The 22,895-nt window shown below is 29.3% G+C and carries 20 protein-coding genes; 11 read left to right on the top strand and 9 right to left on the bottom strand.

The genetic code is table 11. The annotated features are described in order from the left end of the window. Positions 1-3 precede the first annotated feature (3 nt). Genes L8X40_RS00100 through gap form a run of 3 tightly spaced genes read right to left on the bottom strand, consistent with a single transcriptional unit; the run spans position 4 to position 2,880 of the window. Positions 4-684: a triose-phosphate isomerase gene (locus L8X40_RS00100; RefSeq protein ID WP_214099943.1), complete on the bottom strand. Its 681-nt coding sequence runs from the start codon at positions 682-684 to the stop codon at positions 4-6. Further along, complete coding sequence (locus tag L8X40_RS00095; RefSeq protein WP_087700278.1) at positions 681-1,883, bottom strand: phosphoglycerate kinase; 1,203 nt, start codon at positions 1,881-1,883, stop codon at positions 681-683. Before L8X40_RS00095 ends, L8X40_RS00100 begins: the two co-directional genes overlap by 4 nt. A 1-nt stretch (position 1,884) precedes the next feature. Beyond that, on the bottom strand, positions 1,885-2,880 hold the full coding sequence (gap, locus tag L8X40_RS00090) for a type I glyceraldehyde-3-phosphate dehydrogenase (RefSeq protein WP_263667044.1): 996 nt from the start codon (positions 2,878-2,880) through the stop codon (positions 1,885-1,887). 59 nt (positions 2,881-2,939) lie between these two features. On the opposite strand from gap, the gene nadD reads away from it, so the two are divergent. From nadD to L8X40_RS00075, 3 genes are read left to right on the top strand one after another with little or no spacing between them, the layout of a single operon-like run. Further along, a complete protein-coding gene (nadD, locus tag L8X40_RS00085) occupies positions 2,940-3,485 on the top strand; it encodes a nicotinate (nicotinamide) nucleotide adenylyltransferase (RefSeq protein ID WP_214099945.1) in 546 nt (181 codons plus the stop codon). Positions 3,486-3,498: 13 nt separating this feature from the next. Then, positions 3,499-3,828 carry a ribosome silencing factor gene (gene rsfS, locus L8X40_RS00080; RefSeq protein ID WP_012661160.1) on the top strand — a complete coding sequence of 110 codons (330 nt, stop codon included), beginning with the start codon at positions 3,499-3,501 and terminating at the stop codon, positions 3,826-3,828. A gap of 9 nt (positions 3,829-3,837) precedes the next feature. Continuing rightward, a complete protein-coding gene (locus L8X40_RS00075; RefSeq protein WP_263667043.1) occupies positions 3,838-6,213 on the top strand; it encodes a tetratricopeptide repeat protein in 2,376 nt (791 codons plus the stop codon). 1 nt (position 6,214) lies between these two features. Here L8X40_RS00075 and L8X40_RS00070 read toward each other — a convergent pair whose 3' ends face one another. From L8X40_RS00070 to L8X40_RS00045, 6 genes are all read right to left on the bottom strand, one after another. Next, positions 6,215-6,589: a DUF1090 domain-containing protein gene (locus L8X40_RS00070; RefSeq protein ID WP_263667042.1), complete on the bottom strand. Its 375-nt coding sequence runs from the start codon at positions 6,587-6,589 to the stop codon at positions 6,215-6,217. Between the two features lie 49 nt (positions 6,590-6,638). Further along, on the bottom strand, positions 6,639-7,991 hold the full coding sequence (locus L8X40_RS00065) for a DUF4153 domain-containing protein (protein ID WP_263667041.1): 1,353 nt from the start codon (positions 7,989-7,991) through the stop codon (positions 6,639-6,641). A gap of 196 nt (positions 7,992-8,187) precedes the next feature. Beyond that, on the bottom strand, positions 8,188-8,562 hold the full coding sequence (locus L8X40_RS00060) for an HIT family protein (RefSeq protein WP_263667040.1): 375 nt from the start codon (positions 8,560-8,562) through the stop codon (positions 8,188-8,190). 43 nt (positions 8,563-8,605) lie between these two features. Beyond that, positions 8,606-9,997, bottom strand: a complete 1,392-nt coding sequence (gene fumC / locus L8X40_RS00055) for a class II fumarate hydratase (RefSeq protein ID WP_087700264.1) — start codon at positions 9,995-9,997, stop codon at positions 8,606-8,608. Positions 9,998-10,125: 128 nt separating this feature from the next. After that, positions 10,126-11,925, bottom strand: coding sequence for a glutamine--fructose-6-phosphate transaminase (isomerizing) (gene glmS / locus L8X40_RS00050; RefSeq protein ID WP_214100746.1), 1,800 nt, complete (start codon positions 11,923-11,925; stop codon positions 10,126-10,128). Between the two features lie 3 nt (positions 11,926-11,928). Continuing rightward, complete coding sequence (locus L8X40_RS00045) at positions 11,929-14,322, bottom strand: nucleotidyltransferase (RefSeq protein ID WP_412175578.1); 2,394 nt, start codon at positions 14,320-14,322, stop codon at positions 11,929-11,931. Positions 14,323-14,398: 76 nt separating this feature from the next. Here L8X40_RS00045 and mqnE point away from each other — a divergent pair, with 76 nt between their 5' ends. From mqnE to L8X40_RS00005, 8 genes are all read left to right on the top strand, one after another. Beyond that, complete coding sequence (mqnE, locus tag L8X40_RS00040; RefSeq protein ID WP_263667038.1) at positions 14,399-15,463, top strand: aminofutalosine synthase MqnE; 1,065 nt, start codon at positions 14,399-14,401, stop codon at positions 15,461-15,463. A gap of 8 nt (positions 15,464-15,471) precedes the next feature. Then, a complete protein-coding gene (locus L8X40_RS00035) occupies positions 15,472-16,788 on the top strand; it encodes an NCS2 family permease (RefSeq protein ID WP_263667036.1) in 1,317 nt (438 codons plus the stop codon). A gap of 9 nt (positions 16,789-16,797) precedes the next feature. Beyond that, positions 16,798-17,238, top strand: a complete 441-nt coding sequence (locus tag L8X40_RS00030) for a phosphoribosyltransferase (RefSeq protein WP_263667035.1) — start codon at positions 16,798-16,800, stop codon at positions 17,236-17,238. Between the two features lie 64 nt (positions 17,239-17,302). Continuing rightward, on the top strand, positions 17,303-19,702 hold the full coding sequence (locus tag L8X40_RS00025) for a molybdopterin guanine dinucleotide-containing S/N-oxide reductase (RefSeq protein WP_263667034.1): 2,400 nt from the start codon (positions 17,303-17,305) through the stop codon (positions 19,700-19,702). Positions 19,703-19,704: 2 nt separating this feature from the next. Then, entirely contained in the window at positions 19,705-20,238 is a 534-nt protein-coding gene (locus tag L8X40_RS00020; RefSeq protein WP_263667033.1) for a hypothetical protein, read from the top strand. 6 nt (positions 20,239-20,244) lie between these two features. Beyond that, on the top strand, positions 20,245-21,402 hold the full coding sequence (locus L8X40_RS00015; protein ID WP_263667032.1) for a hypothetical protein: 1,158 nt from the start codon (positions 20,245-20,247) through the stop codon (positions 21,400-21,402). Further along, on the top strand, positions 21,399-22,139 hold the full coding sequence (locus tag L8X40_RS00010; RefSeq protein ID WP_263667031.1) for a Tfp pilus assembly protein FimT/FimU: 741 nt from the start codon (positions 21,399-21,401) through the stop codon (positions 22,137-22,139). Before L8X40_RS00015 ends, L8X40_RS00010 begins: the two co-directional genes overlap by 4 nt. Before the next feature lie 73 nt (positions 22,140-22,212). Further along, on the top strand, positions 22,213-22,895 hold a 683-nt coding region (locus L8X40_RS00005), incomplete at its 3' end, for a cache domain-containing protein (RefSeq protein WP_263667030.1).

Here is a 22,895-nt window from a genome sequence, read left to right as displayed (position 1 = left end):
TTTTTAACCTTTGGTTATTTGTATCATATTTAAAAAATCATTTGCATTTAATGCAGCTGAACCTATCAATACTCCATCACAATTTTTTAAAGCACAAATTTCTTTAATATTGCTTTGATTAACACTTCCACCATATAAAAGCTTAGCGTTAGTAAATTCTCTTAAAAAATTAAGTATGGTATTAATATCATCAAGATTAGCACTAACTCCTGTGCCTATAGAATAAATAGGCTCATAAGCTATAATAAGTTTTTTATAAGATAAGTCAATATTTTCAATTTGTTTTTTTAAAAAATCCAAACTTTTGTTGGCATTCTTAGTTTCTAAACTTTCACCTATGCAATAAATGATGTTAAAATCAAGATTTTTTGCAAAATCAAATTTAGCCTTTAAAAAGCTTTCATCTTCACTTAAAGCTCTTCTCTCAGAATGACCGATTAAAACACTCTTGATGTTAAATTCTTCTAAGTGAATTTTACCTATTTCTCCAGTATACGCTCCATTTTCACAAGGGTAGAAATTCTGCGCGCCTTGTTGAAAGGAAAAATTTTCTTTTAAAAAAGCTATACTAGGAGGGAAGATGAAAATTTCATCTTCTTTGTTTAAATTTTGATTTAATTCTTGAGCATAAAGTTCAAAGCTTGATCTTGTATGATTGCACTTTAAATTTGCTGCAAAAATCATTCATTATCCTTTATGGTTAAAGGTTTTACACCAGGAAGCTCTTTGCCTTCTATAAGTTCTAATGATGCTCCACCGCCAGTTGAAATGAAAGTCATCTCATCAGCATCACCTGCTCTTGCCACAACATCAGCAGTATCACCACCACCTATTACAGTTGTTGCATGAGATTCGCTAATATAATGGCTCATTTTAATGCTACCTTTTGAGAATTTATCAATTTCAAAAACCCCCATAGGTCCATTCCACCATATAGTTTGAGCATCAGAAAGTGCTTCTTTAAATAATCTTACACTAGCAGGACCTATATCAAGTCCCATCCAACCGGCAGGAATTTCTTGTACAGGGGTGTATTTCATCACTGCTTCTTGAGAGCAAGTTTGTGCTGCTGTAACATCTACAGGAAGATAAATTTTTACCCCTAGATTTTTACCTTTGAGTAAGATTTTATTTGCTTCTTCAATTAAATCTTCTTCTAAAAGAGAATTTCCTATATCATAACCTTGAGCTTTTAAGAAAGTAAAGGCCATACCTCCACCTATGATGAGCTTATCTACTTTTGGAAGTAAGTTAGTTAAAGCTTGTAATTTCCCACTTACTTTAGAACCACCCACTACCGCTACAAAAGGTCGTGCAGGATGTTTGATGAGATTGCTTGCAAACTCGATTTCTTTTTGGAGTAAAAATCCCGCACCTTTGTTTGTATTGTCAAAGTATTTAGTGATAGCTTCAACACTAGCATGGGCTCTATGACAAACCCCAAAAGCATCATTAATATAAACATCAGCCATAGAAGCAAGTTCTTTAGCTAAGTTTTCATCATTTTTAGTTTCACCCTTTTCAAAGCGTAAATTTTCTAAAAGTAAGATTTCGCTCGGCTTTAATTCACTAGCTTTTTTCTTTGCATCTTCACCTATAACATCTTTGGCCATGATGACTTCTTTAGCCATTAAACGCGCAAGTCTTTTTGCAACCGGTTCTAAAGAGTATTTTGAAGCTATTTCTTTTGGACGCCCTAAATGTGAAGCCAAAATAACTGCACAACCATTGTCTAAACAATATCTTATAGTAGGGATAGCTGAGCGAATACGACGATCATCGGTAATATTTAAAAATTCATCTTGAGGAACATTAAAATCACATCTTATAAATACTTTTTTCTTTGCAAGATCAATATCTTTAATCGATAAAATACTACTCATCTTAAGCCTTTGCCACAAATACTGCCATATCTACTAAACGAGAAGAATATCCCCATTCATTATCATACCAAGCAACCACTTTAACAAAATCATCACAAATTACTTGAGTTAAATCACTTGCTACAATTGCACCATAAGAGCAAGTTATAAAATCACTTGAAACTCTTTCTTCATCATCTACTAATAATATACCTTTTAAATTACCAGCAGCTGCTTTTCTAAAGGCTTCATTGATTTCTTCTTTACTTACTTTTTTCTTTAAAGTTGCAGTTAAATCCACAGTTGACACATCAGCTACAGGTACACGCATGCTTTGACCATGTAATTTTCCATCAAGCTCAGGCATAACAAGCTTCATAGCCTTTGCTGCACCAGTTGAAGTAGGGATGATATTTTGTGCAGCAGCACGTGATCTTCTTTTATCTCTTGCTTTTGCATCAATAATGCTTTGTCCGTTTGTATATGCATGAATAGTTGTCATTAAACCTTTTTCTATGCCAAAATTATCTTGTAAAACTCTACAAATTGGACCTAGACAGTTAGTAGTACAACTTGCATTTGAGATGATGTTTTCGCCTTTGTATTCGTGAGCATTTACCCCTAAAACATAAGTTGGAGTTTTATCTTTTGCAGGTGCGCTCATGATAACTTTTTGCACCCCATGATCTAAAAATCCTTGACATTTTTCCATAGTTAAGTGTGCGCCAGTACATTCTAAAACAATTTGTGCGCCATATTTTGCAAAGTCTAAATCAGCTACATTTCTGCTTTTTAAAACTTTTATTTTTTTATTATCAATTATTAAATCATCACCTTCATTTTTAACACTACCATCATATACCCCATGAACAGTGTCATATTTAAAAAGATATTTAGTAAGCTCTATATCAGTAGTATCATTAATCGCTACAAGTTCGATATCATCGCGTTTCATGATAATTCTTGCAACGCATCTTCCAATGCGTCCAAAACCATTTATTGCAACTTTTACAGCCATTTTCATTTCCTTTTTATGATTAAGTAGGTAAAATTCTACTAAAAAAAGGTTAAATTTTAATGAAAATCGCACTTTTTGGTGGCAGTTTTGATCCACCTCATTTAGGGCATAATGCTATAGTCTTTAATGCACTAGCAAATTTAGAGCTTGATAAGCTCATTATTATGCCTACTTTTATTAGTCCTTTTAAGCAAGAATTTACCGCAAATGAGCAAAGACGCTTAAAATGGTGTGATATGATTTGGGGAGGTTTGGAAAAAGTTGAAATTTGTGATTTTGAAATAAAAAAACAAAGACCTGTGCCTAGTATAGAAAGTGTTGATTTTTTGTATAAACAATATACAATTTCTAAATTTTATCTTATTTTGGGGGCTGATCATTTACAAAGTCTTGAAAAATGGCATGAATTTGAAAGATTGCAAAATTTGGTAGAATTTGTTGTAGCTAAAAGAGATGATATTTTTATACCAAAACATTTTAAAACCTTAGATACTAAAGTAAATATCTCTTCTTCTTTTATAAGACAAACCTTGCAAACATCACAAGTTTGTGAGCAAATCAAAGAAGAAGTTAAGCTTTATTATTCTAAATTTAAAAATATTTAGCAAAAGGAAAACAATGCAAGAAAGAATTAACAATATAGTGCAAATTTTAGATGATAAAAAAGCAGACTTAATAGAAACTTTTGATATGCAAGATAAGGATTATTTTGTCAAATTTGTAGTGATTGCTACCACTATGGGAGAAAGACATGCACTTTCTTTGATTGATGATTTAAAAACTAATCTTAAAAGTAAAGGTGAAGAGTTTTTAAATATAGAAAGTAGTGAAGAATGGACTGTACTTGATTTGGGAGATATTTTGATTCACTTAATGAGTGAAACTTATAGGGCAAAATATAATATAGAAGAATTTTTAAAAAGTTTAAACAAAGAAAATCAGAACTAGGAAATAAAATTGGATAATTTAATTACTGAGTTATCAGATTTAGCTAAAGAATATTTTGAAAATTCAGAATTTGAAAAATGTGATGAAGTCTTAAGTGAGCTTATAGCTTTTTGCAAGGGTGAAGTTACGCTTGCTCAAGATGGTAAAATGATTTTTATAGATGATGAAGATAAACACCGTTTGCTTTTAGAGGCTTACCATAATAGAGCGTTTTGTAGATTTAATTGCTTGAAATTTCAAGAAGCGCTTGAAGATGCAACTATAGCTGTAGAATTTGATCCTAGTAATGTATTTTTGTTTAATCTTTTGGGCTTGTGTAATTTTAAGTTAGATTTATTACAAGAAGCACTTTTGGCTTTTAATAAAACTATAGCACTGGATAATACATATTATTTAGCATATTTTAACAGAGCTAGGGTTTATATACTTTTAGATGAGCAAACAAAAGCTTTAAAAGATTTACAAACTTGTATCGATTTAGCTCCAGAATATTATATAGCTTATTATACTAGAGCCATTGCCCTGCTTAGTGTTGATCCAAAACAAGCTTTGCTTGATTTTAAGAAGTCTCAAGATTTGGGTTTTGAATCTTCGCAGATTTTTTATTATCAAGGGGTAGCTTATGAGAATTTAGAAGATTATCAAAAAGCTATAGAATTTTTTACTAAGATGATTGAGCAAGATGAGAGTTTTTCTGATGCGTATTATAAAAGGGCTAATAATAAACGTAAAGTCGATGATTTAGAGGGGGCTATGCAAGATTGCTTAAAATCCATTGAATTAGATAATGAAAATGCAATGGCATATTTGATTTTGGGACATATTTATAAAGACTTAGAAAAGATAGAATTATCAATAGATGCTTTTAAAAAATCAATCGAATTAGATGAAAATTTACAATATCCATGTTTTGCATTGGCTAGAGTTTTGTATGATTTAGAAGATTATGAGCAAGCTTTGAAATATTATGATAAAACAATTGAGCTTTATGAAGAATATGCTCAAGCATATATTAATAGAGGCAATACTAAAATTAATCTAAAAATGATTGAAGAAGCTATAGAGGATTTTGACTTAGCAGCTAAATATTATCAAGAAAGAGCAAGAAAGCATGATTTTACTCCATCAGAATTAGCAGAACTTGAACACGCAGTTCCTTATGGTTTTTATCATTTAGGTAATAGCTTATATAAGATAGACAAATATGATGAAGCTTTGATAAGTTATGAAAAAGCTTTGAAATATCAAAAAGAATATCCTGATGTGTTTTTTAATAGGGCTTATTTAAAATCTGATCTTGAAAAATACGAGGAAGCTTTAAAAGATAGCGAACTAGCTGTTAAATATTATAAAAAACAAAATAATACCCAAGATTATGCTAACTCCCTTTCTCAAAGAGCTTGGATTAAAAGCAAGCTTGAAAGATTTCAAGAAGCTATAGATGAATATAATGAGCTTATAAAAACATATAAAGATTATATTGATTTAAAAGATGTATTATTTGAAAGAGCATATTGTGCAAAAGAGCTTGAGTCTTATGAAGAATTAATAGCTTATTGTAATGCAGCACATAAAGTGGATAAAAATAATTTTAAGCTTTATTTTTGGCGTGGAATTGCTAAATATAATTTAAGCTTAGAAGAAGAAGCTATAGAAGATTTAAATAAGGCTTTAAAAATTGATAAAAATCATAATGGCGTAAAGTATTATAAGGGACTTTGTTATGAAGATCTTTATATGTTTGAAGAAGCGATAAAATGTTATGATAGTGTGATTTTAAGCAACGAAGAAGATGATGAATCGTATTTTCATAGAGCAAAATGTAAAAGAAATCTTGAAAAATACAATGAAGCTTTAAAAGATATCAATGAATGCTTAAAAATAATTGATGATGTTGCGGAATATTGGATAGAAAAAGCACAAATTTTAAGCTTTTTAGGAAAATATGATGAAAGCTTTGAAGCAGCAAAAAAAGCAAGTGAGCTTGAACCAAAATCATATGAGTGTTATCATTTTATGGGTGCGGTTAAAGTGTATTCACAAGATTTTAAAGAAGCTATAAAATATCTTAATATGGCTTTAAATTTAGATGAAAGTCAAAATTGGACACATTATTATAAGGCAGAGTGTTTAAGAAATTTAGGTGATTTTCATGATGCATTGCAATGTTATGAAGATTGTTTAAAGATAGTAAATGAAAATACCGATGCTTTAGTGGGAAAAATTCAGTGTTTAGAAGAGCTAAAAGAATATGAGCAAGCTTTAGAGTGCACTAAAGAATTGTTAAAGCTTGATGAAGAAAATGAGTTTGCATTAAAAAATCAAAATATTTTAATGCAAAAATTAAAACAACAAAATAAAAAATGGTGGCAAATTTGGAATTAAATTAGAGTTTGTTGATATATTCTTCAATCTCTTTTTTAATTTTGTCTTTTTTGTCTTTTAAAGCTTGTTTTTTATTTTTATACTCTGTTTTACTCATATAATCTTTTTGTTTTTTTAATTCTTTTAACTCTTGTTCGATTTTTTCTATCTCTTGCTCTTTAAGTTTTTTAGCCTCTAATTTTTTATCATAAAAAAGAGGATCTTTTGCACAATTTGCCTGAACTTCTTTTAAGGCTAATTCTAAACTTAAAGCTTTTTCTTGATGATTGTAATTTTTAGTATAAGCTATTTCTTTTTGAATTTGCTTTATTTTAACCTCACATTGCGTGGAAAATGCAAGTGAGCAAAGTGTAAGTAAAAATAACAATTGCTTCATAGTTTAAACCTTTCTTTTTTTGATATTTTAGTTTGTTATATTAAATAATTTATTTGCTGTTTTTAATAAAAACATGAGTTTTAAAAAAAGTTATTTGACCTTTTATATTGATATTAAATTCTAAAGGGATAAAAATCAAAGATGAGCCATTGTTAAGTTTGTAGCTTAACTGTGAATTTTTTTGGTAGTTTTTTAAGACTTTGTCAAAATTTTCAAGTTTTAAAAGTTCTTTTTCTTGAAGTAAAAAATACAAGGTGTTATCATCAATTTTCATAAAATATTTAAAGTTACTTGAATTAGCAATAAAATCAAATAATACTTCATCATAATTTTCTTTTAATTTGGAGTATTTTGGATGAAATTTTTTAGACATATTATGAAATTTTATTTTTTGTGGTTTTAAATGAGTTAGATTATATGTTTTTAAAAAATCATCAAAACTATAGTTGTTATTATAATTTTTATCAAGATCATGTAAGGTATTTTTGATATTTTTAATTTGATTGTAGTATTGCTTACTTTGAATATAGTCAAGCTCTAAAGAGTGTATAGAGCTTTCTAGTTTTTGTAATTGGTATTTTTGTGAAGAGAAGCTTATGTAATTTGCAAAAAATCCTAAAAATAAGGATATAAGTGCAAGTAGATAAAAAGAAAATTTTAATGCTATGTTTTGTTTAAATACACTTAGATAATTTGCAACCAAAAGCCATAAATTTAAAGCCAATACCGCTAAGCGTTCCGGTGTAAAGCCATATTGTGCAATTCTAATTATAATAGCATAAAATACGAAAATATTTAATAATAGTACTATAACAAAAAAGACATAGAGTAATGCTTTTTTGATTTTATAAGAAGATAAATTTATCCAAAGATTAATTAATAAAAAATTACCAAACCAAAGACATAAATGAACTATACTAAGATTTTTTAAAAGATTAAATAATACTCCTAAACCATAGGTAAAAAGCATGATTATATATAAAATACTAAAACTATTTAGTATAAATATAAAAATTTTATTAAAAATATATGAAGTAAAATTGCCAAGTAAAAACAAAGAAAAAATTCCAGCACTAAAAATCCATAATGACAAAACATGAGAATTTAGTTTACTTGAAGAAATATCAAATAAAAAATCAAACGAACCATAAAATATAGCCAAAAATACACCAAAAATTAGCCAAAAACTTATACTAAAAGAAAGGGCAGCTAAAAAATGATGAAAATAATTAAAATCACATAATTTTCTTGCACATACTAAAGCTATAAGAGCTGTTGCTAAAGAAATATATAAAGAATTATTAGTAAAAAATATTAAATAATTTTCTATGCCATCTTTAAAGATAAAATTTAAAAATATATAAAAAATTAGTCCAAAAAACCCAACCCATAAATTTTTCAAGTTTTTATAATTTTGTATTAAATTGTTTTTTGGGTTAGTGAATGTTTCGCAAAAAATTATAAATAGGGTTAAAAGTAAAAAAATACTAGTTTGATATGAATTATAAAAAAATGCTATAAAAAACCAAAAACATAAATAAAAAATAACTCCAAGTGGATGATGTAATAAAGCTATATAGCTAGAATTAATAAATTTTTTAAACATGAATATTTTTTATTTTTTTAAGTAATATTGATACAAATCCATCAAAATCAGGTAAATTTAAATTTTTAATTTCTCTTTGCTGTTTTCCCCACATGCATTCAGGAAAAAACCCATCTTCTTTAAAACGTGCCATAACATGAAAATGCACTCTTGGCACATAGTTTGCAAAGGAAGCTATGTTGATTTTTTCTGGGTTATAATACTCTCTAAGGCTTAATTCGCAAGCTAAAACATATTGAAAAAGCATATTTTGTAAAAAGGTTGGACAATCACTTAATTCTCTGTAATTTTCTTTAGTAAAAATTTTCACCCAAGGAATTTGAGAATTTTCTTTTTCTATAAATAAATAATCATTTTCATAAATCATACTAACTCTTAAGAAAAGACTAGGATTATTCCTAGTCTTTTGATTATTTTTTTGGTCCTATCATTTTTGTAGGATCTACAAATTTAGCAAAGTCTTCTTCGCTTACTAAGCCAAGCTCCATAGCACTTTCTTTTAAAGAAATGCCTTTTTTGTGGGCATTTTTTGCTACTTTAGCTGCATTTTCATAACCAATGTGTGGATTTAGTGCAGTTACTAGCATTAAAGAATTATGTAAATTATGATCTATTTTTTCTTTATTTGGTTCTATACCAACAGCACAGTGGATATTGAATGAATGCATAGCATCAGCTAATAAATCAAGGCTTTGCAAGAAGTTATAAATAATCACAGGTTTAAAAACATTAAGCTCGAAATTTCCTTGACTTGCTGCAAAACCAATTGCTGCGTCATTTCCCATAACTTGTACAGCAACCATAGTTAAGGCTTCGCACTGAGTAGGATTAACCTTACCTGGCATGATAGAGCTTCCTGGTTCATTCTCAGGTATGTTTAACTCTCCAAGACCACATCTAGGGCCACTTGCTAGCCATCTAATATCATTTGCTATTTTCATTAAATTTGCAGCTAAACCTTTCATAGCTCCATGTGTAAAATTAATGGCATCATGGCTTGTTAATGCATGGAATTTATTTGGACTTGAAACAAATTTAGTACCTATTAGCTTGCTTAATTCTTCGCTTACTTTTTCACTAAGTTCTGGATGAGCGTTTAATCCTGTGCCAACAGCCGTTCCACCTATTGCAAGTTCTCTTAATGTAGGCAAAGAAGCGATGATTTGCTCTTTTGAGTGAAGTAACATAGAAAGATATCCACTAAATTCTTGAGCTAGGGTAAGTGGTGTAGCATCTTGAAGGTGAGTTCTTCCTATTTTAATAATTCCTTCAAATTCTTTTACTTTTTTCTCAAAAGTTGCAATAAGCTCATCTAAAGCAGGGATAAGTTTTTTTTCTACTTGCTCTACTGAAACTATACTCATAGCAGTTGGAAAAGTATCATTTGAGCTTTGGCTCATATTTACATGGTCATTTGGATGAACAAGTTTTTCTTTTCTAAAATCACCGCCCATAATTTCAGTGGCACGGTTTGCTATAACTTCATTCATATTCATATTACTTTGAGTACCTGAACCTGTTTGCCATATTGCTAGTGGGAAATTATCATCAAATTTTCCTGCTACGATTTCATCGCAAGCTTGCACAATGGCATTTTTTTTAGCTTCGTCTAATTTACCAAGTTTGTTATTAACTAAAGCCAAAGATTTTTTAAGATTTGCAAAAGCATAAATTAAAACTTTTGGCATTTTTTCGCAACCAATTTTAAAATTTTCAAAACTTCTTTCAGTTTGCGCACCCCAATATTTATCATTAGGAACTTTAATCTCTCCCATAGTATCGTGTTCGATTCTATATTCCATGGCTTTTCCTTGTAATAAAATAAGATGTAATATTTAAACCAAATAATCCCTAAAGTTTGCTTATAATTTAAGAAGTATTTATAAAATTTTTTAAAAAAGTGTAGTTTTTTCAAAACTACACAAAATATTTATTCTACGGTAACACTTTTTGCTAGATTTCTTGGCATATCTACATCATTGCCAAGTCTTATAGAAACTTCCAAAGCAAGAAGTTGTAAGATTACCATCATTTCGAAAAATTCACACATATAGTGTTCTTGTTTTGAAGTTCTTATAAAATCATCGCTTAAATCAAAATCAAGCGGGGAAATAGCAAGCAAGGTAGAATCCCTTGCAGCTAATTCTTCTACATTTGATTTAGTTTTTTCATAAAGACAATTTTGTGGCATTAATGCAACGGTAAAAAGCTCACTATCTGCTAGAGCAATAGGTCCATGTTTCATCTCTCCTGCTGGATAGCCTTCAGCATGTAAGTATGAAATTTCTTTAAGTTTTAAAGCACCTTCTAAAGCTAATGGATAAAATACATCTCTTCCTATAAAGAAAAAGCCATGACCGTGTAGGTATCTTTTTGAAATTCTATGTACTTTTTCATGTAAGTTTTGTTCAACTTTAACTATACTTGGTAAGCTTCTTAGAGCTTTGATTTCTTTACTCATATCCAAATTTGCTTTTTGCGCAAGATAGATTGCAAGCATCCATAAAGTTGCCACTTGAGTGGCAAAGGCTTTAGTTGAAGCTACGCCTTTTTCAATGCCCGCTCTAGTAAGTAAAGATATATCAGCTAAACGCACGATGTTGGAATTGTCTACATTGCATATTGCTAAAGTTTTAACTCCTTGTGCTTTTGCTATTTTTAAAGCTTCTAGTGTATCAGCCGTTTCGCCACTTTGAGAGATTACTACAAAAAGAGTGTTTTTACCTATAATAGCTTCTCTGTATCTAAATTCACTCGCTACTTCAACTTTAGTTTTAATTTTTGCAAGTCTTTCAAGTAAATAAGCTCCACTTAATGCTGCATGATAGCTTGTGCCACAAGCACAAAGCGTGATTTCATCTATATTTTGCAAAAGAGTTTCATCTATATCTTCAAAAACAATCTGCTCACCTTGTAAGCGTCCCATTAAAACTTCACCTAAAACTCTACTTTGCTCATAGATTTCTTTTTCCATAAAAAATCTATAACCATCTTTTTGAGCATAGCTTTTATCTTTACTTAAAGCTACAAAAGTAGGTTGTATGCAAGCTTGATCATGGCAAATTTTGCATTCGTTTAAATTAACATATCCATAATCTCCATCTTCAAGATAAGCTACTTTATCCACTAAAGAAATTAAAGGCGCATCACTTGATGCAAAATAATATTCATTTTCATCACCATTTTTTCCGATGATGAGTGGCACTGCATTTTTAGCAAAATAAATTGTATTAGGATCTTTTTTACTTACAAGTAAGATTGCAAAAGCACCTTTTAGTTCAGCTATGGTCTTTTTAAAAGCTTCAAATGGTTCTAAATTACTTGCATGGTATTCAAATAAATGCACAATAACTTCAGTGTCAGTTTGACTTAGAAAATTAATACCTTCTTGTGTGAGCTTTGTTTTTAATTCTTGGTAGTTTTCTATGATTCCATTATGTATTACACAAGAGTATTGTCCCAAATGTGGATGCGCGTTTATTTCGGTTGGTTTTCCATGAGTTGCCCAACGCGTATGGCCTATAGCAAGTCCAAAGCCATCACTATTAAAATTAGCAGTTTTATTAGCTAAATTTTCTAATTTTCCAACCGCTTTAAAAAAGTCTAACTCACCATCTTTCATCACTGCTATACCAGCACTATCATAACCTCTATACTCAAGCTCTTTTAAGCCTTCTAATATGATTTTTTTCTTTTCTTTAGTTCCTATATAACCTACTATTCCGCACATCTTTTACTCGCTTATTAGTGATTTAAGAATTTGATCTTTATGATCTTGCAAGCTTTCATTTTTATGCAAAATCAAAACATTTCGCGTTCTTTCTTTTATGGTTTGAATTTTTGCTGCGCTTAAGATAATATCATATCTTGCAAGCACATCCATCACATAAGCCATCAAACCTTTTTGATCTTTTGTGTTTAAGGTTATTTTGGCATAGCTTTTGGAATAATTCATATCTAATTTTAATTCATCTTTTTTAATGTTTGGTTTTTTTGCCTTTTTTTGTACTTTTAAATGTAATTTAGAATTTAGTAAATTTTCTAAACTTTGCTTTTGAGTATCGCTTACTATATCTGAATATTCAAATTTCAAATAAACTTTTTCATCAAATAATTCAAAGAAACTCATAAAGACTAAATTTAAAGAACTTAAGGTATTGAGTATATTTTCAAGATTATTTTTTCTATTCATTATAAGCTCTAGGGTAAAATTATCTTGATTATCAAGCCAAAAAGTAAAATTTTCTTTTTGTGCAATTTGTGTTATTTTGATGATTTTTTCAAAACTATTTTTTATAAAAAATAGATTGGATTTAATATGAGTGATATTATCTTGAGTTTGCTCATCAAGATCTAAAAAAGCCTTACTTCTTTTTAGGGTTTGTTCTTTTTTTACTCTTCTTTGACTCTCATCAATTAAATTCTCATCCTCAAAGCCTTCTAATGCATTTTGAAACAATCTTTCTAAACTTTTATAATAAAAATGATTTTCTATACCCAAAGCTTTAGCATTGCAAAAAGATAAAAGATGTAAGGTTTTTAAGGTATTTATATCATTTAATTTGGAAATAAAATTTAAAACAATAGTAGAATTATAGATATCTTCTTTTTCTATAATGTCTTTAAAAGCGTTAAAATTTTTATATAATCTTAAGCCAAAATCTAAAAGTTCATTGTCAATTTCGAATTTTCCCACATAAGCTCTATAAATATTTGCTAAAGAAATTTCATTTTCTTCATGAATAGCACCTAAAAGTATGGTGAGTTTTATTATTAAAAGTGTATTTTCATCAAAGTCATAATCTTTTTCTTCAAAGTATTTTAAGCAAAGTAGTGCTCTATCTAATGCACTATAAATACCTTCTTCTTCGAGTAAAAATTTACTTTGAGTAAGAGGTTTGCAAAAATCTTTTAAAATATTAGCATCAGCAAGAAGTTTTAAAAGAGCAAAAGAATGTTTTCTTTTTAAGATCTTTTTGAATAATTCTAGATTTTCATCTTTATTTTCTGCTCTTTTTAATGCAAAAATGAGTTTGATATCAAAATTATAATCTTTATCATCTAATTTTAAAAGTTGATTTAATATCAAGCTTAGGTTTTCACTTTCGCTAGAATAAGTAAAAAAGCTATCTTGTGTTTCATAAAGCTTACTATCTTTATAGTGTTTTTCTTGGATACACCTTGCTAAAAATTGCGTATAAATTCCACAAGTTTGCATGCATTGCATAGCTTTTTGAATAAGTATGGATTTAAGATCTAAATTTTTCTTTTCTTTTTTTTGCATTAAGTTAGCAAGTTCTTGTGAATTTTGTATTAAGAATAAATTAGTGTTTTTACCTTCTAAAAGATTCATTGCACATTTAAGTGAAAATAAAAAATCACTTGCAAGTTTAAATTCACTTAATTCTTTTTCGTTGATAAAATTAAGCATATAATTTTTAGGAGAATCTTTAAATAATATACTTAAATTTTCTATATCAAGTTGCTCATCTAAACCGCCAAAATTTTTATTAATATCAAATTCTTGCTTAATTAAAGGTTGATGATATGGGTTAAATTCTTGCAAAATTTTCAAAGCAAATTCTTCTTTTAACTCATCTTGAGCTTGAGAAATTTTTTCTTTGATTTGTTTGAATAAAATCTTAGATCCACAAATATAACGATATTGTAAAATATTTTGTTTTAGCTCATTTTTGGCTATATTATAAAGTCCATTTATTTCACAAATTTGATAATTGATATTTAAATTAATATCATTTAAAGAAGTAATAAATGCTTTCATTAAAGGCTTGATATTATAAGCTTTTATATCTTTATAAATAAGCAATAAATCAACATTTTCTTTTATACTTAAATTCATTTTAGCATATTGTTTAATAGCGATGATACAAAAAGGGATTTTATCATTATGCGGAAAATAATCATCGAAAAAATCATTCAAAACAAGCTCATAAACATCTTCTATAAAACGATCAATTTCTTTAGAGTGATAAAAACTAAATGAACCTTGTTTTAAAAAAAGTCTAGAGCAATAAGCTTCATAATCTTTTAAAGAATTTTTTAATTTTTGAATTTTTTGCATATCCATAACTTGACAATAATCCTTATTTAATTTTACTAGTATCATACCAAAAATACTTTGTATTAAATTTTAAGTAAGTTAAAATTATAATTGTAATTTAAATTTAAAAAATGGTAAGAATATGCAAACAATTATAGAAAAACTAGAAAATCAAGAAAGATTAAATGAAGAAGAAGCTAATAAACTTTGGGATTTAGAGCTTTTTACTCTAGCTAAATACGCACAAAGAATTCGTACTAATTTACACGGTAAAAAGGTGTATTTTAATATCAATCGCCATATTAACCCTACAAATATATGCGCAGATACTTGTAAATTTTGTGCTTTTTCAGCACACAGGAAAAATCCTAATCCTTACACTATGTCGCACGAAGAGATAATGAAAATAGTCGATGAAACAGTTTTAAGAGATACAAAAGAAATTCATATTGTTTCAGCACACAATAAAAACACATCATGGCAGTGGTATTTGGAAATTTTTAAAATGATTAAAGAAAAATATCCATTTTTGCATATTAAAGCCTTAACTGCTGCTGAGATTGATTTTTTAAGCAGGGCTTTTAATATGAGTTATGAAGAAGTGATAGAAAAAATGCTCGAGTATGGTGTTGATTCTATGCCAGGTGGCGGGGCTGAAATTTTTGATGAAGAAGTTAGAAAAAGAATTTGCCATGGTAAGGTAAGTAGCGAAAATTGGTTAAAAATTCACAAACTTTGGCATGAAAAAGGCAGACAAAGTAATGCCACAATGCTATTTGGGCATATAGAAAGTAGAGAAAATAGAATCAATCATATGATAAGATTAAGAAATCTTCAAGATCAAACCGGTGGGTTTAATGCCTTTATACCTTTAGTTTGGCAACAAGATAATAGTTTTATTATAGGTAAAAAACCACTTGGCTCGGTAGAAATTTTAAAAACCTTAGCTATTGCAAGAATAGTGCTTGATAATATTAAAAATATCAAAGCTTATTGGGCAACCATGGGTATAAATTTAGCTATGGTGGCTCAAGATTTTGGTGCAAATGATTTAGATGGTACTATAGAAAAAGAAAGTATACAAAGTGCAGGTGGGGCAAAAAGTTCAAATGGCTTGAGTTTAAAAACTTTTATAGAAATGATTCAAAGCTCAGGTTATATAGCAATAGAGCGAGATAGTTTGTATAATGAATTAAAAACTTACTAAGGATAAAAATGGATTTTTTTAAACTTAAAGAGCATAATAGTGATGTAAAAACTGAAATTTATGCAGGTATTGCTACTTTTTTAGCAATGATTTATATCATACCGGTTAATGCGAATATTATGAGTAATTCAGGTATGCCACTAGAAGCTTTAATTGTTGCAACTGCTTTAGTAACTATTATAGCTACTACTTTTAGTGCTTTTTTCTCTAATACTCCTGTGGCTATGAGTGTGGGTATGGGGCTAAATGCGTATTTTACTTTTAGCGTGTGTAATACTTATCAAATTCCTTGGCAAAGTGCTTTGGGGGCTGTGTTTTTATCAGGTATTGTTTTTACTTTGCTATCTTTTACTAATTTTAGAATTTGGGTGATAAAAAGCATACCAAATGATTTAAGAAAAGCCATATCAGCAGGTATTGGAACTTTTATAGCTTTTATGGGGCTTGTGCAAATGGGGATGATCACTAAAAGCGAAGCAACTTTAGTAGGTTTGGGTGATTTTTCAAGCACTAAAGTGCTTTTTGGATTGTTTGGCTTGTTTTTGGTTTTTGTTTTTTGGGCTTGGAGGATTAAAGCTGCATTTATCTTAGCTGTTTTTGTCAGTGCTTTGTGTGCTTGGATTTTTGGTATTGATGGGGCTAAATTTCCAGAGCAACTTTTTTCTATGCCAGTTATAAGCGGAGATAATGGTTTAAGTGCAATATTTGGTAAACTTGATATAAAAGGAGCTTTAGAGCTTAGTATGATTCCTATAGTGCTTACTTTTTTTGTTACACAGCTTTTTGATAGTGTAGGTACAATCACAGGTGTAGGCTCAAGAGGAAAAATCTTTGATGATCCAAAGCAAGGTGAGAAAAAATTAGGCAAAACCTTGGGCGCTGATGCGGCTAGTTCGGCTATGGGAGCAGTTGTTGGTACCTCTACTGTAACTGCTTTTGTGGAAAGCTCAGCAGGGGTAGAGGCAGGAGGTAGAACAGGACTTACAGCTTTAGTTACTGCTATATGTTTTGTTTTTACTTTATTTTTATTGCCAGTATTTAAAGCTATTCCTGCAAATTCTATTTATCCTATTTTAGTGCTTGTTGGTGTTTTAATGTTTATGGAAGTTGCAAATATTAATTTTAAAGATAAAGCTATAGCAGTGAGTGCGTTTTTTATTATTATCATGATGCCACTGACTTATTCTATTACCACAGGTTTTGCTTTTGGTTTTATTGCATATTTATTTATGCGTATCATGCAAAAAGAATTTGATAAAATCAACCTTGGTATTATTGTATTAAGTGCGATTTCATTGCTAGTATTTTTATTACAATTTTTATAGGAAGTGATTATGTATTATTATGCTTATGAAGAATTTCAAAAAGAAATTATTCCTTTTACGCGCAAAATTAAGGAAGAATTTAACCCTGATGTTTTACTTGCTATTGCAAGAGGTGGTATGACTTTAGGTCATTTTTTAGCAGAAGGTATGGGAAATAGAAATTTATTTTCTTTAAATTCTATTCATTATGAAGGTACTCAAAAATTAGATACGATTAAAATTTTTAATATTCCTGATCTTAGTTCATATAAAAAAATTCTTTTGGTAGATGATATTATAGATAGTGGTGAAACTATGATAGAAATCAAAAGAGTTTTAATGGAAAAATATCCTCATTTAGAGCTCAAAGTAGCAAGTGTTTTTTATAAACCTTCAGCATTATTAATCCCTGAATTTTATATAAAAGAAGCTAAAGAATGGATTGACTTTTTTTGGAGCATTAAAATTTAGCTTTAAATCAAATACAAATGTTATAATATTATTTTGACTTTATTTTGTTAAGAAAGGATGTCTTATGAGTTTAACAAGAAGAAAATTTCTAAAAGGACTTGCTGCTACTTCGGCGATTGCTTCGGTCAATCCTTTAATGGCTGCAAGCGAGGGAACTAAATTTTATGATACCAAAAAAATTCCTCACGCAACTCACTTTGGTGCTTTTTGGGCTGAAGTAAATTCAGAAGGAAAACTTGTAAAAGTTACTCCACAACAATCTGACAAACATCCTTCTATTATCACTGATGCTATCATTGATAGAACTTATTCAGATACTAGGGTAAAGTATCCTTGTGTTAGAAAAAGTTTTTTAGAAGGAAAAAAAAGACCTAAATTAAGAGGTAAAGAACCTTTTGTAAGAGTAAGCTGGGAAAAAGCTTTAGAGCTTGTATTGCAAAAATTAAAAGAAACTCCTATTGAAAATTTATTTAATGCAAGTTATGGTGCTTGGGGGCATGTAGGTTTATTGCACAATTGTAACTCAGTAGCAGGAAGATTTTTTAACACTGCTTTAGGTGGTCACATCGGCACCGATGGAGAGTATAGTAATGGAGCTGCCGGTAAAGTTAATGCTAGTATAGTAGGGGATTTAGAGGTTTATTCTTTACAAACTTCTCACGAGGTTATCTTAGAAAATACCCAAGTTTATGTTTTATGGGGAGCTGATCTTTATAAATGTAATCAAATTGATTTTAAAGTTGCAAATCGTGGTAATGATGAGTATTATAAAAAATACAGCAAATCAAATATCAAATTTATTACCATTGATCCTCAATATACTCAAACAGCAGAGATTTTAAATGCCCAGTGGATTAAAATTCGTCCAAATACCGATGTAGCTTTAATGCTTGGTATGATGAATTATTTATATAAAAGTGGAAAATACGATAAAAAATTCATTGAAAAATACACCGATGGTTTTGACAAATTCTTACCTTATTTACTTGGAAAAACTGATGGTATTGATAAAACTCCAGCTTGGGCTGCAAATATTACTGGTGTTGAAGAAAAAGTTATTACTGCATTAGCAGATACTTTTGTGAAAAATAGAACTTTCTTAGCAGGCAATTGGGCTATGCAAAGAGCGCATCATGGCGAGCAAGCTGATTGGACTTTAATGGTTTTAGCTTCAATGATAGGTCAAGTAGGTTTACCTGGTGGTGGATTTGGCTTTTCTATGCATTATTCAGGTGGTGGGCAAGCATTTTCAGGCGTAAGATTACCGGTAGGCTTACCACAAGGTAAAAATAATCTTGATACTAATATCCCTGCGAGTAGGGTTTCAGAGGCAATTTTAAATCCTGGTAAAACAGTTAAATTTAAAGGCAAAGAAATTACCTATCCAAAAATCAAAATGATGTATGTAGTGGGTGCTTCTGTCTTAGGCCATCATCCGGATACAAATGAGCTTATCAAAGCTTTAAGAACACTTGACACATTAATCGTACACGAGCCTTGGTGGACACCTATGGCAAAAATGGCTGATATTGTACTGCCTTCAACTACAACTTTAGAAAGAGATGATATTAGTTTTGGTGGTTCTTATTCTCAAGATTATGTTTATGCTATGAAAAAAGTAATTGAACCTTATTTTGAAAGTAGAAATGACTATGATATTTTTGAGGAATTAGCAAAAAGAATAGGTGAGAGAGAACATAAAAAATTCACCGGTGGTAAAACTAAACAACAGTGGCTTGAAGGTTTTTATGGTAGAAGTGATTGCCCTTATTATATGGAATTTGCTGATTTTTGGAAACAAGGTTTTATTCATTTTGAAACTCCAAAAGAAGCTTACAACTTCGTAAGACATTCTGAATTTAGAGCTGATCCTATAGCAAATAAACTTGCAACAGAAAGTGGAAAAATTCAAATTTATTCACCAAAATTTGAAAAATATAACTTGGAAGACTTTAAAGCACATCCAACTTGGTTTGAACCAGCTGAGTGGTTAGGTAATGAAAAATTAGTTAAAAAATATCCTTTCCATTTAGTAAGCCCACATCCAAGATATAGAGTGCATTCTCAACTTGATAATACTTGGGTAAGAGATTTGTATAAAATTCAAGGTAGAGAGCCTGTGATGATTAATACTAATGATGCTAAAAAGCTTGGTATTACTCATGGAGAAGTTGTAGAAGTATATAATGATCGTGGATCACTTTTAGCAGGGGCTTTTGTAACAGATAATATTATGGAAGGGGTTATTAGCATTCAAGAGGGTGCTTGGTATGACCCTGAAGATGTAAGCGATAGCAAGCCAAGATGTAATGCAGGTCATGTAAATGTTTTAACAAGTTCAAGACCAACTTCAACTATGGCTCAAGCAACTAGTGTAAATACTTGTCTAGTGGGTATTAAAAAACTAAAAGAAGTTATAAAACCTTATAACTCAACTACACCACCAGAAATTATAGGAGCTTAATAATGAAGAAAATTATATTAGTATTGACTTTTTTAGCTAGTGCTTTATTTGCTAAAGATATGTTTATTTTTAATGAAAAAGTAGATCTTTTAGATAGTGCTAGTAAAAAAGTAGTAGGACAAATTTATGAAGGCTCTAAAGTAGAGCTTGTAAAAGAAGAGGGTGAATATTCTTTGATCAAAGTTAAAGGCGAGGTTGTGGAGTCAAATCCAAAAAGCCTTGCTTATACCAAAGATGGAATTTATCTTTTACTTACTTTAAATGCTAAAAATGCAAGTAATGAAATGGAATTTTTAGTCAAAAGTAAAGATTTAACCGATCAAGAAATTCTTGCCTGGGATGAGATAGAATTAACTTATTATGATACTTGTACAAGTTGTCATGCAGCGCATAAACCAAAAGAACATTTAATGGAAGAATGGGATGCATACTTATCTGCTATGCAAGGTTTTGCAAAAATTACTGATGCAGAAAAAGATAGAATTTTAAGATTTTTACAATCTCACGCAAGTAATGGGCCTGTAAAGCTTGACTAATTAAAAATGAAAAGGTATTTATTAGCCGTTTTATTTTTTGATTTTTGTGCTTTATTGTATGGCATAAGCACTTTATCTATAAGCTACAACGAAGCACAAATTTATTTTTATGATCATAGTTTAATTGCTATGATCGCTAGATTTGGGACTACTCTTTTTGGTCAAAATGATTTTGGATTAAGACTCCCTTTTGTTTTATTACATTCTTTAAGCTGTGTTTTATTATATATTTTAGCTTTAAAATATACCAAAACTTCCTTTGATGCCTTTATTTCTGTTGTGCTTTTTATATTGCTTCCTGGTAGTGTGGCTAGTGCTTTGCTTGTTAGTGAATCAAGTATTGTGATATTCTTTACCCTTTTAATTTTAGTATTATTTGAATATAAAAAAATATTTTTATTTTATGTTTTATTGGTTTTAGTTCTTTTGGTAGATGCAAATTTTGCAATTTTATATTTATCTTTTTTCTTTTATGCTATTTATAAAAAAGATAAATTGCTTATTATATGTTCTTTAATTTTATTTGCTATTGCAATGAGTGTCTATGGATTTGATGCAAGTGGAAAGCCTAAGGGGTATTTTTTAGATACTTTGGGTATTTTTGCAGCTTGTTTTTCACCTTTAATTTTCCTTTATTTTTTTTATGTTGTTTATAGAATTCTTTTGCAAGATGATAAGCCACTTTTATGGTTTATTAGTGCAACTACTTTTGTTTTTTGTTTAATTTTTTCTATAAGACAAAGACTTTTTTTAGAAGATTTTTTACCTTTTTGTGTAGTTTGTACTCCTTTGTTAATTCGTTATTTAATGTCTTCCTATCGCTCAAGGATGCCACAGCTGCGTTTAAAACATAAAATTTTTATAGAATGTTCTTTGGTATTTTTATTATTTTTTTATCTTGGTATTATTTTTAATCAAAGTTTTTATTATTTATTAAAAGATCCCAAAAAACATTTTGCCTATGATTATCATATAGCTAAAGAATTAGCGTTAAATTTAAAACAACACAATCTCACTCATATTTTTGCTCAAGATAAAGAACTAGCTTTAAGACTTAAATTTTATGGTATTTCTAAAGGCAAATTAGAGCTTCATTCTAGTAAAAAAGCTAGTAGGATTTATGTTAGTTTGGGTAATCATAAAGTTTATTATTCTATAAAATGAAGCAATCTTTTACTTCAATAGAACTAATTTTTGTTTGTATTATATTATCTTTATTATTTTCTATGGCTTATGTTTATTATAAGCCTGATTATTTGCGTTTAGGAGCTGAGCAAGTTTTAAATGATATTAAATACACAAGACATTTAGCTTTAATACAAAATGATTTTAGAGCAAAAGAATTTAACATTGCTAAACGAGAGTGGTTTAAGGCTAAATGGCAATTATATTTTATACGCTCTAAATCTGCTACCAACAATGAGCAAACTTATACCATCTTTTTAGATAAAAATGGCGATGGTAATGCAAACATAGGTAAAAATATGATTAATAAAGATAGAGAAATAGCTGTTGATCTTATCAACCCTGATATATTAATGAATTCAGGTCAAAGTGGAGTGATAAATCAAAATGATTTTAAGGCAAATTTAAAATACAATATAGAAAAAACTTATGGTATATCTAAAGTTTTATTTGAAGGTGTTTGTAAAGGAAGTACGCGTTTAGTTTTTGATGATTATGGCCACTTATATACACCTTTGAAAAATGCCACGCGTACTTATGATAAACTTGCTTCTTTTAATAATGATTGTATTATAAGATTATCTAATAACCAAAATCAACATATATGTATTGTTATAAATCCTATTAGTGGCTATGCTTATATTCCTAAATTTACCTCCCATAAAGAACAAAATATAATTTTAAATAATAAACAAATATTTTGTCATAATTTGTAATTATTTTTTATTTTATTAGTAATTTATTTTATTTTTACTATAATTTTTAATAAAATTATTACAAGGAGTATCAATGTTTAAATTTAATAGCTTGTCTAATAAATTAACTACAATAGCTTGCGTTTTGATAGCAATTATATTAATAGTTGTAAATATAATTAGCTATTATGAATCTAAAGAAAGTACAAGTTATTATCTAGAAGAAATACAAAAGAAAACCATGTTTGATGTTAACTATATGTATTCAAGTTATTCAAATAGCAAAAGAAGTATTATAGAATCGCTAGCATATAGCTTAAGTAATATTGTGCATAATGCTAATGATAGGGAAATTTTTAGTGTTTTAGATACCGCAAAAAGATCGGGTGGCTTTGATACCATTCATTTTGGTTTGGAAGATTCGGGTAAAGATTATCAAATTGACACCAAATTTAATCTTCATAATGATCCTAGTAAATTTGATCCAAGAACAAGGCCATGGTATAAAGAAGCAAAAGTAGCAGGAAAGCTAATTGTTACCGATCCTTATAAGAGTATAGTTTTAAACGGACAAATGGTTGTAACGTATTCTATTCCAGTATATAGCGACAAGGGGGGGGGTAAGTTTATAGGTGTAGTAAGTGGAGTTTATAATCTCAATACTTTCTCTAAAGATGTGTTAGCATTAGGTCATTCTGATAGCTCTTATGCAGGTGTGTATGACAAAGAAGGTATGGTGATATTTCATGAGGATCAGGAAAAAATGCTTAGTAAAAC

It is taken from the genome of Campylobacter sp. CNRCH_2013_0855 (assembly GCF_025773025.1).
GTDB lineage: Bacteria > Campylobacterota > Campylobacteria > Campylobacterales > Campylobacteraceae > Campylobacter_D > Campylobacter_D jejuni_C.
This window is presented reverse-complemented; position numbering and strand designations above follow the sequence as displayed.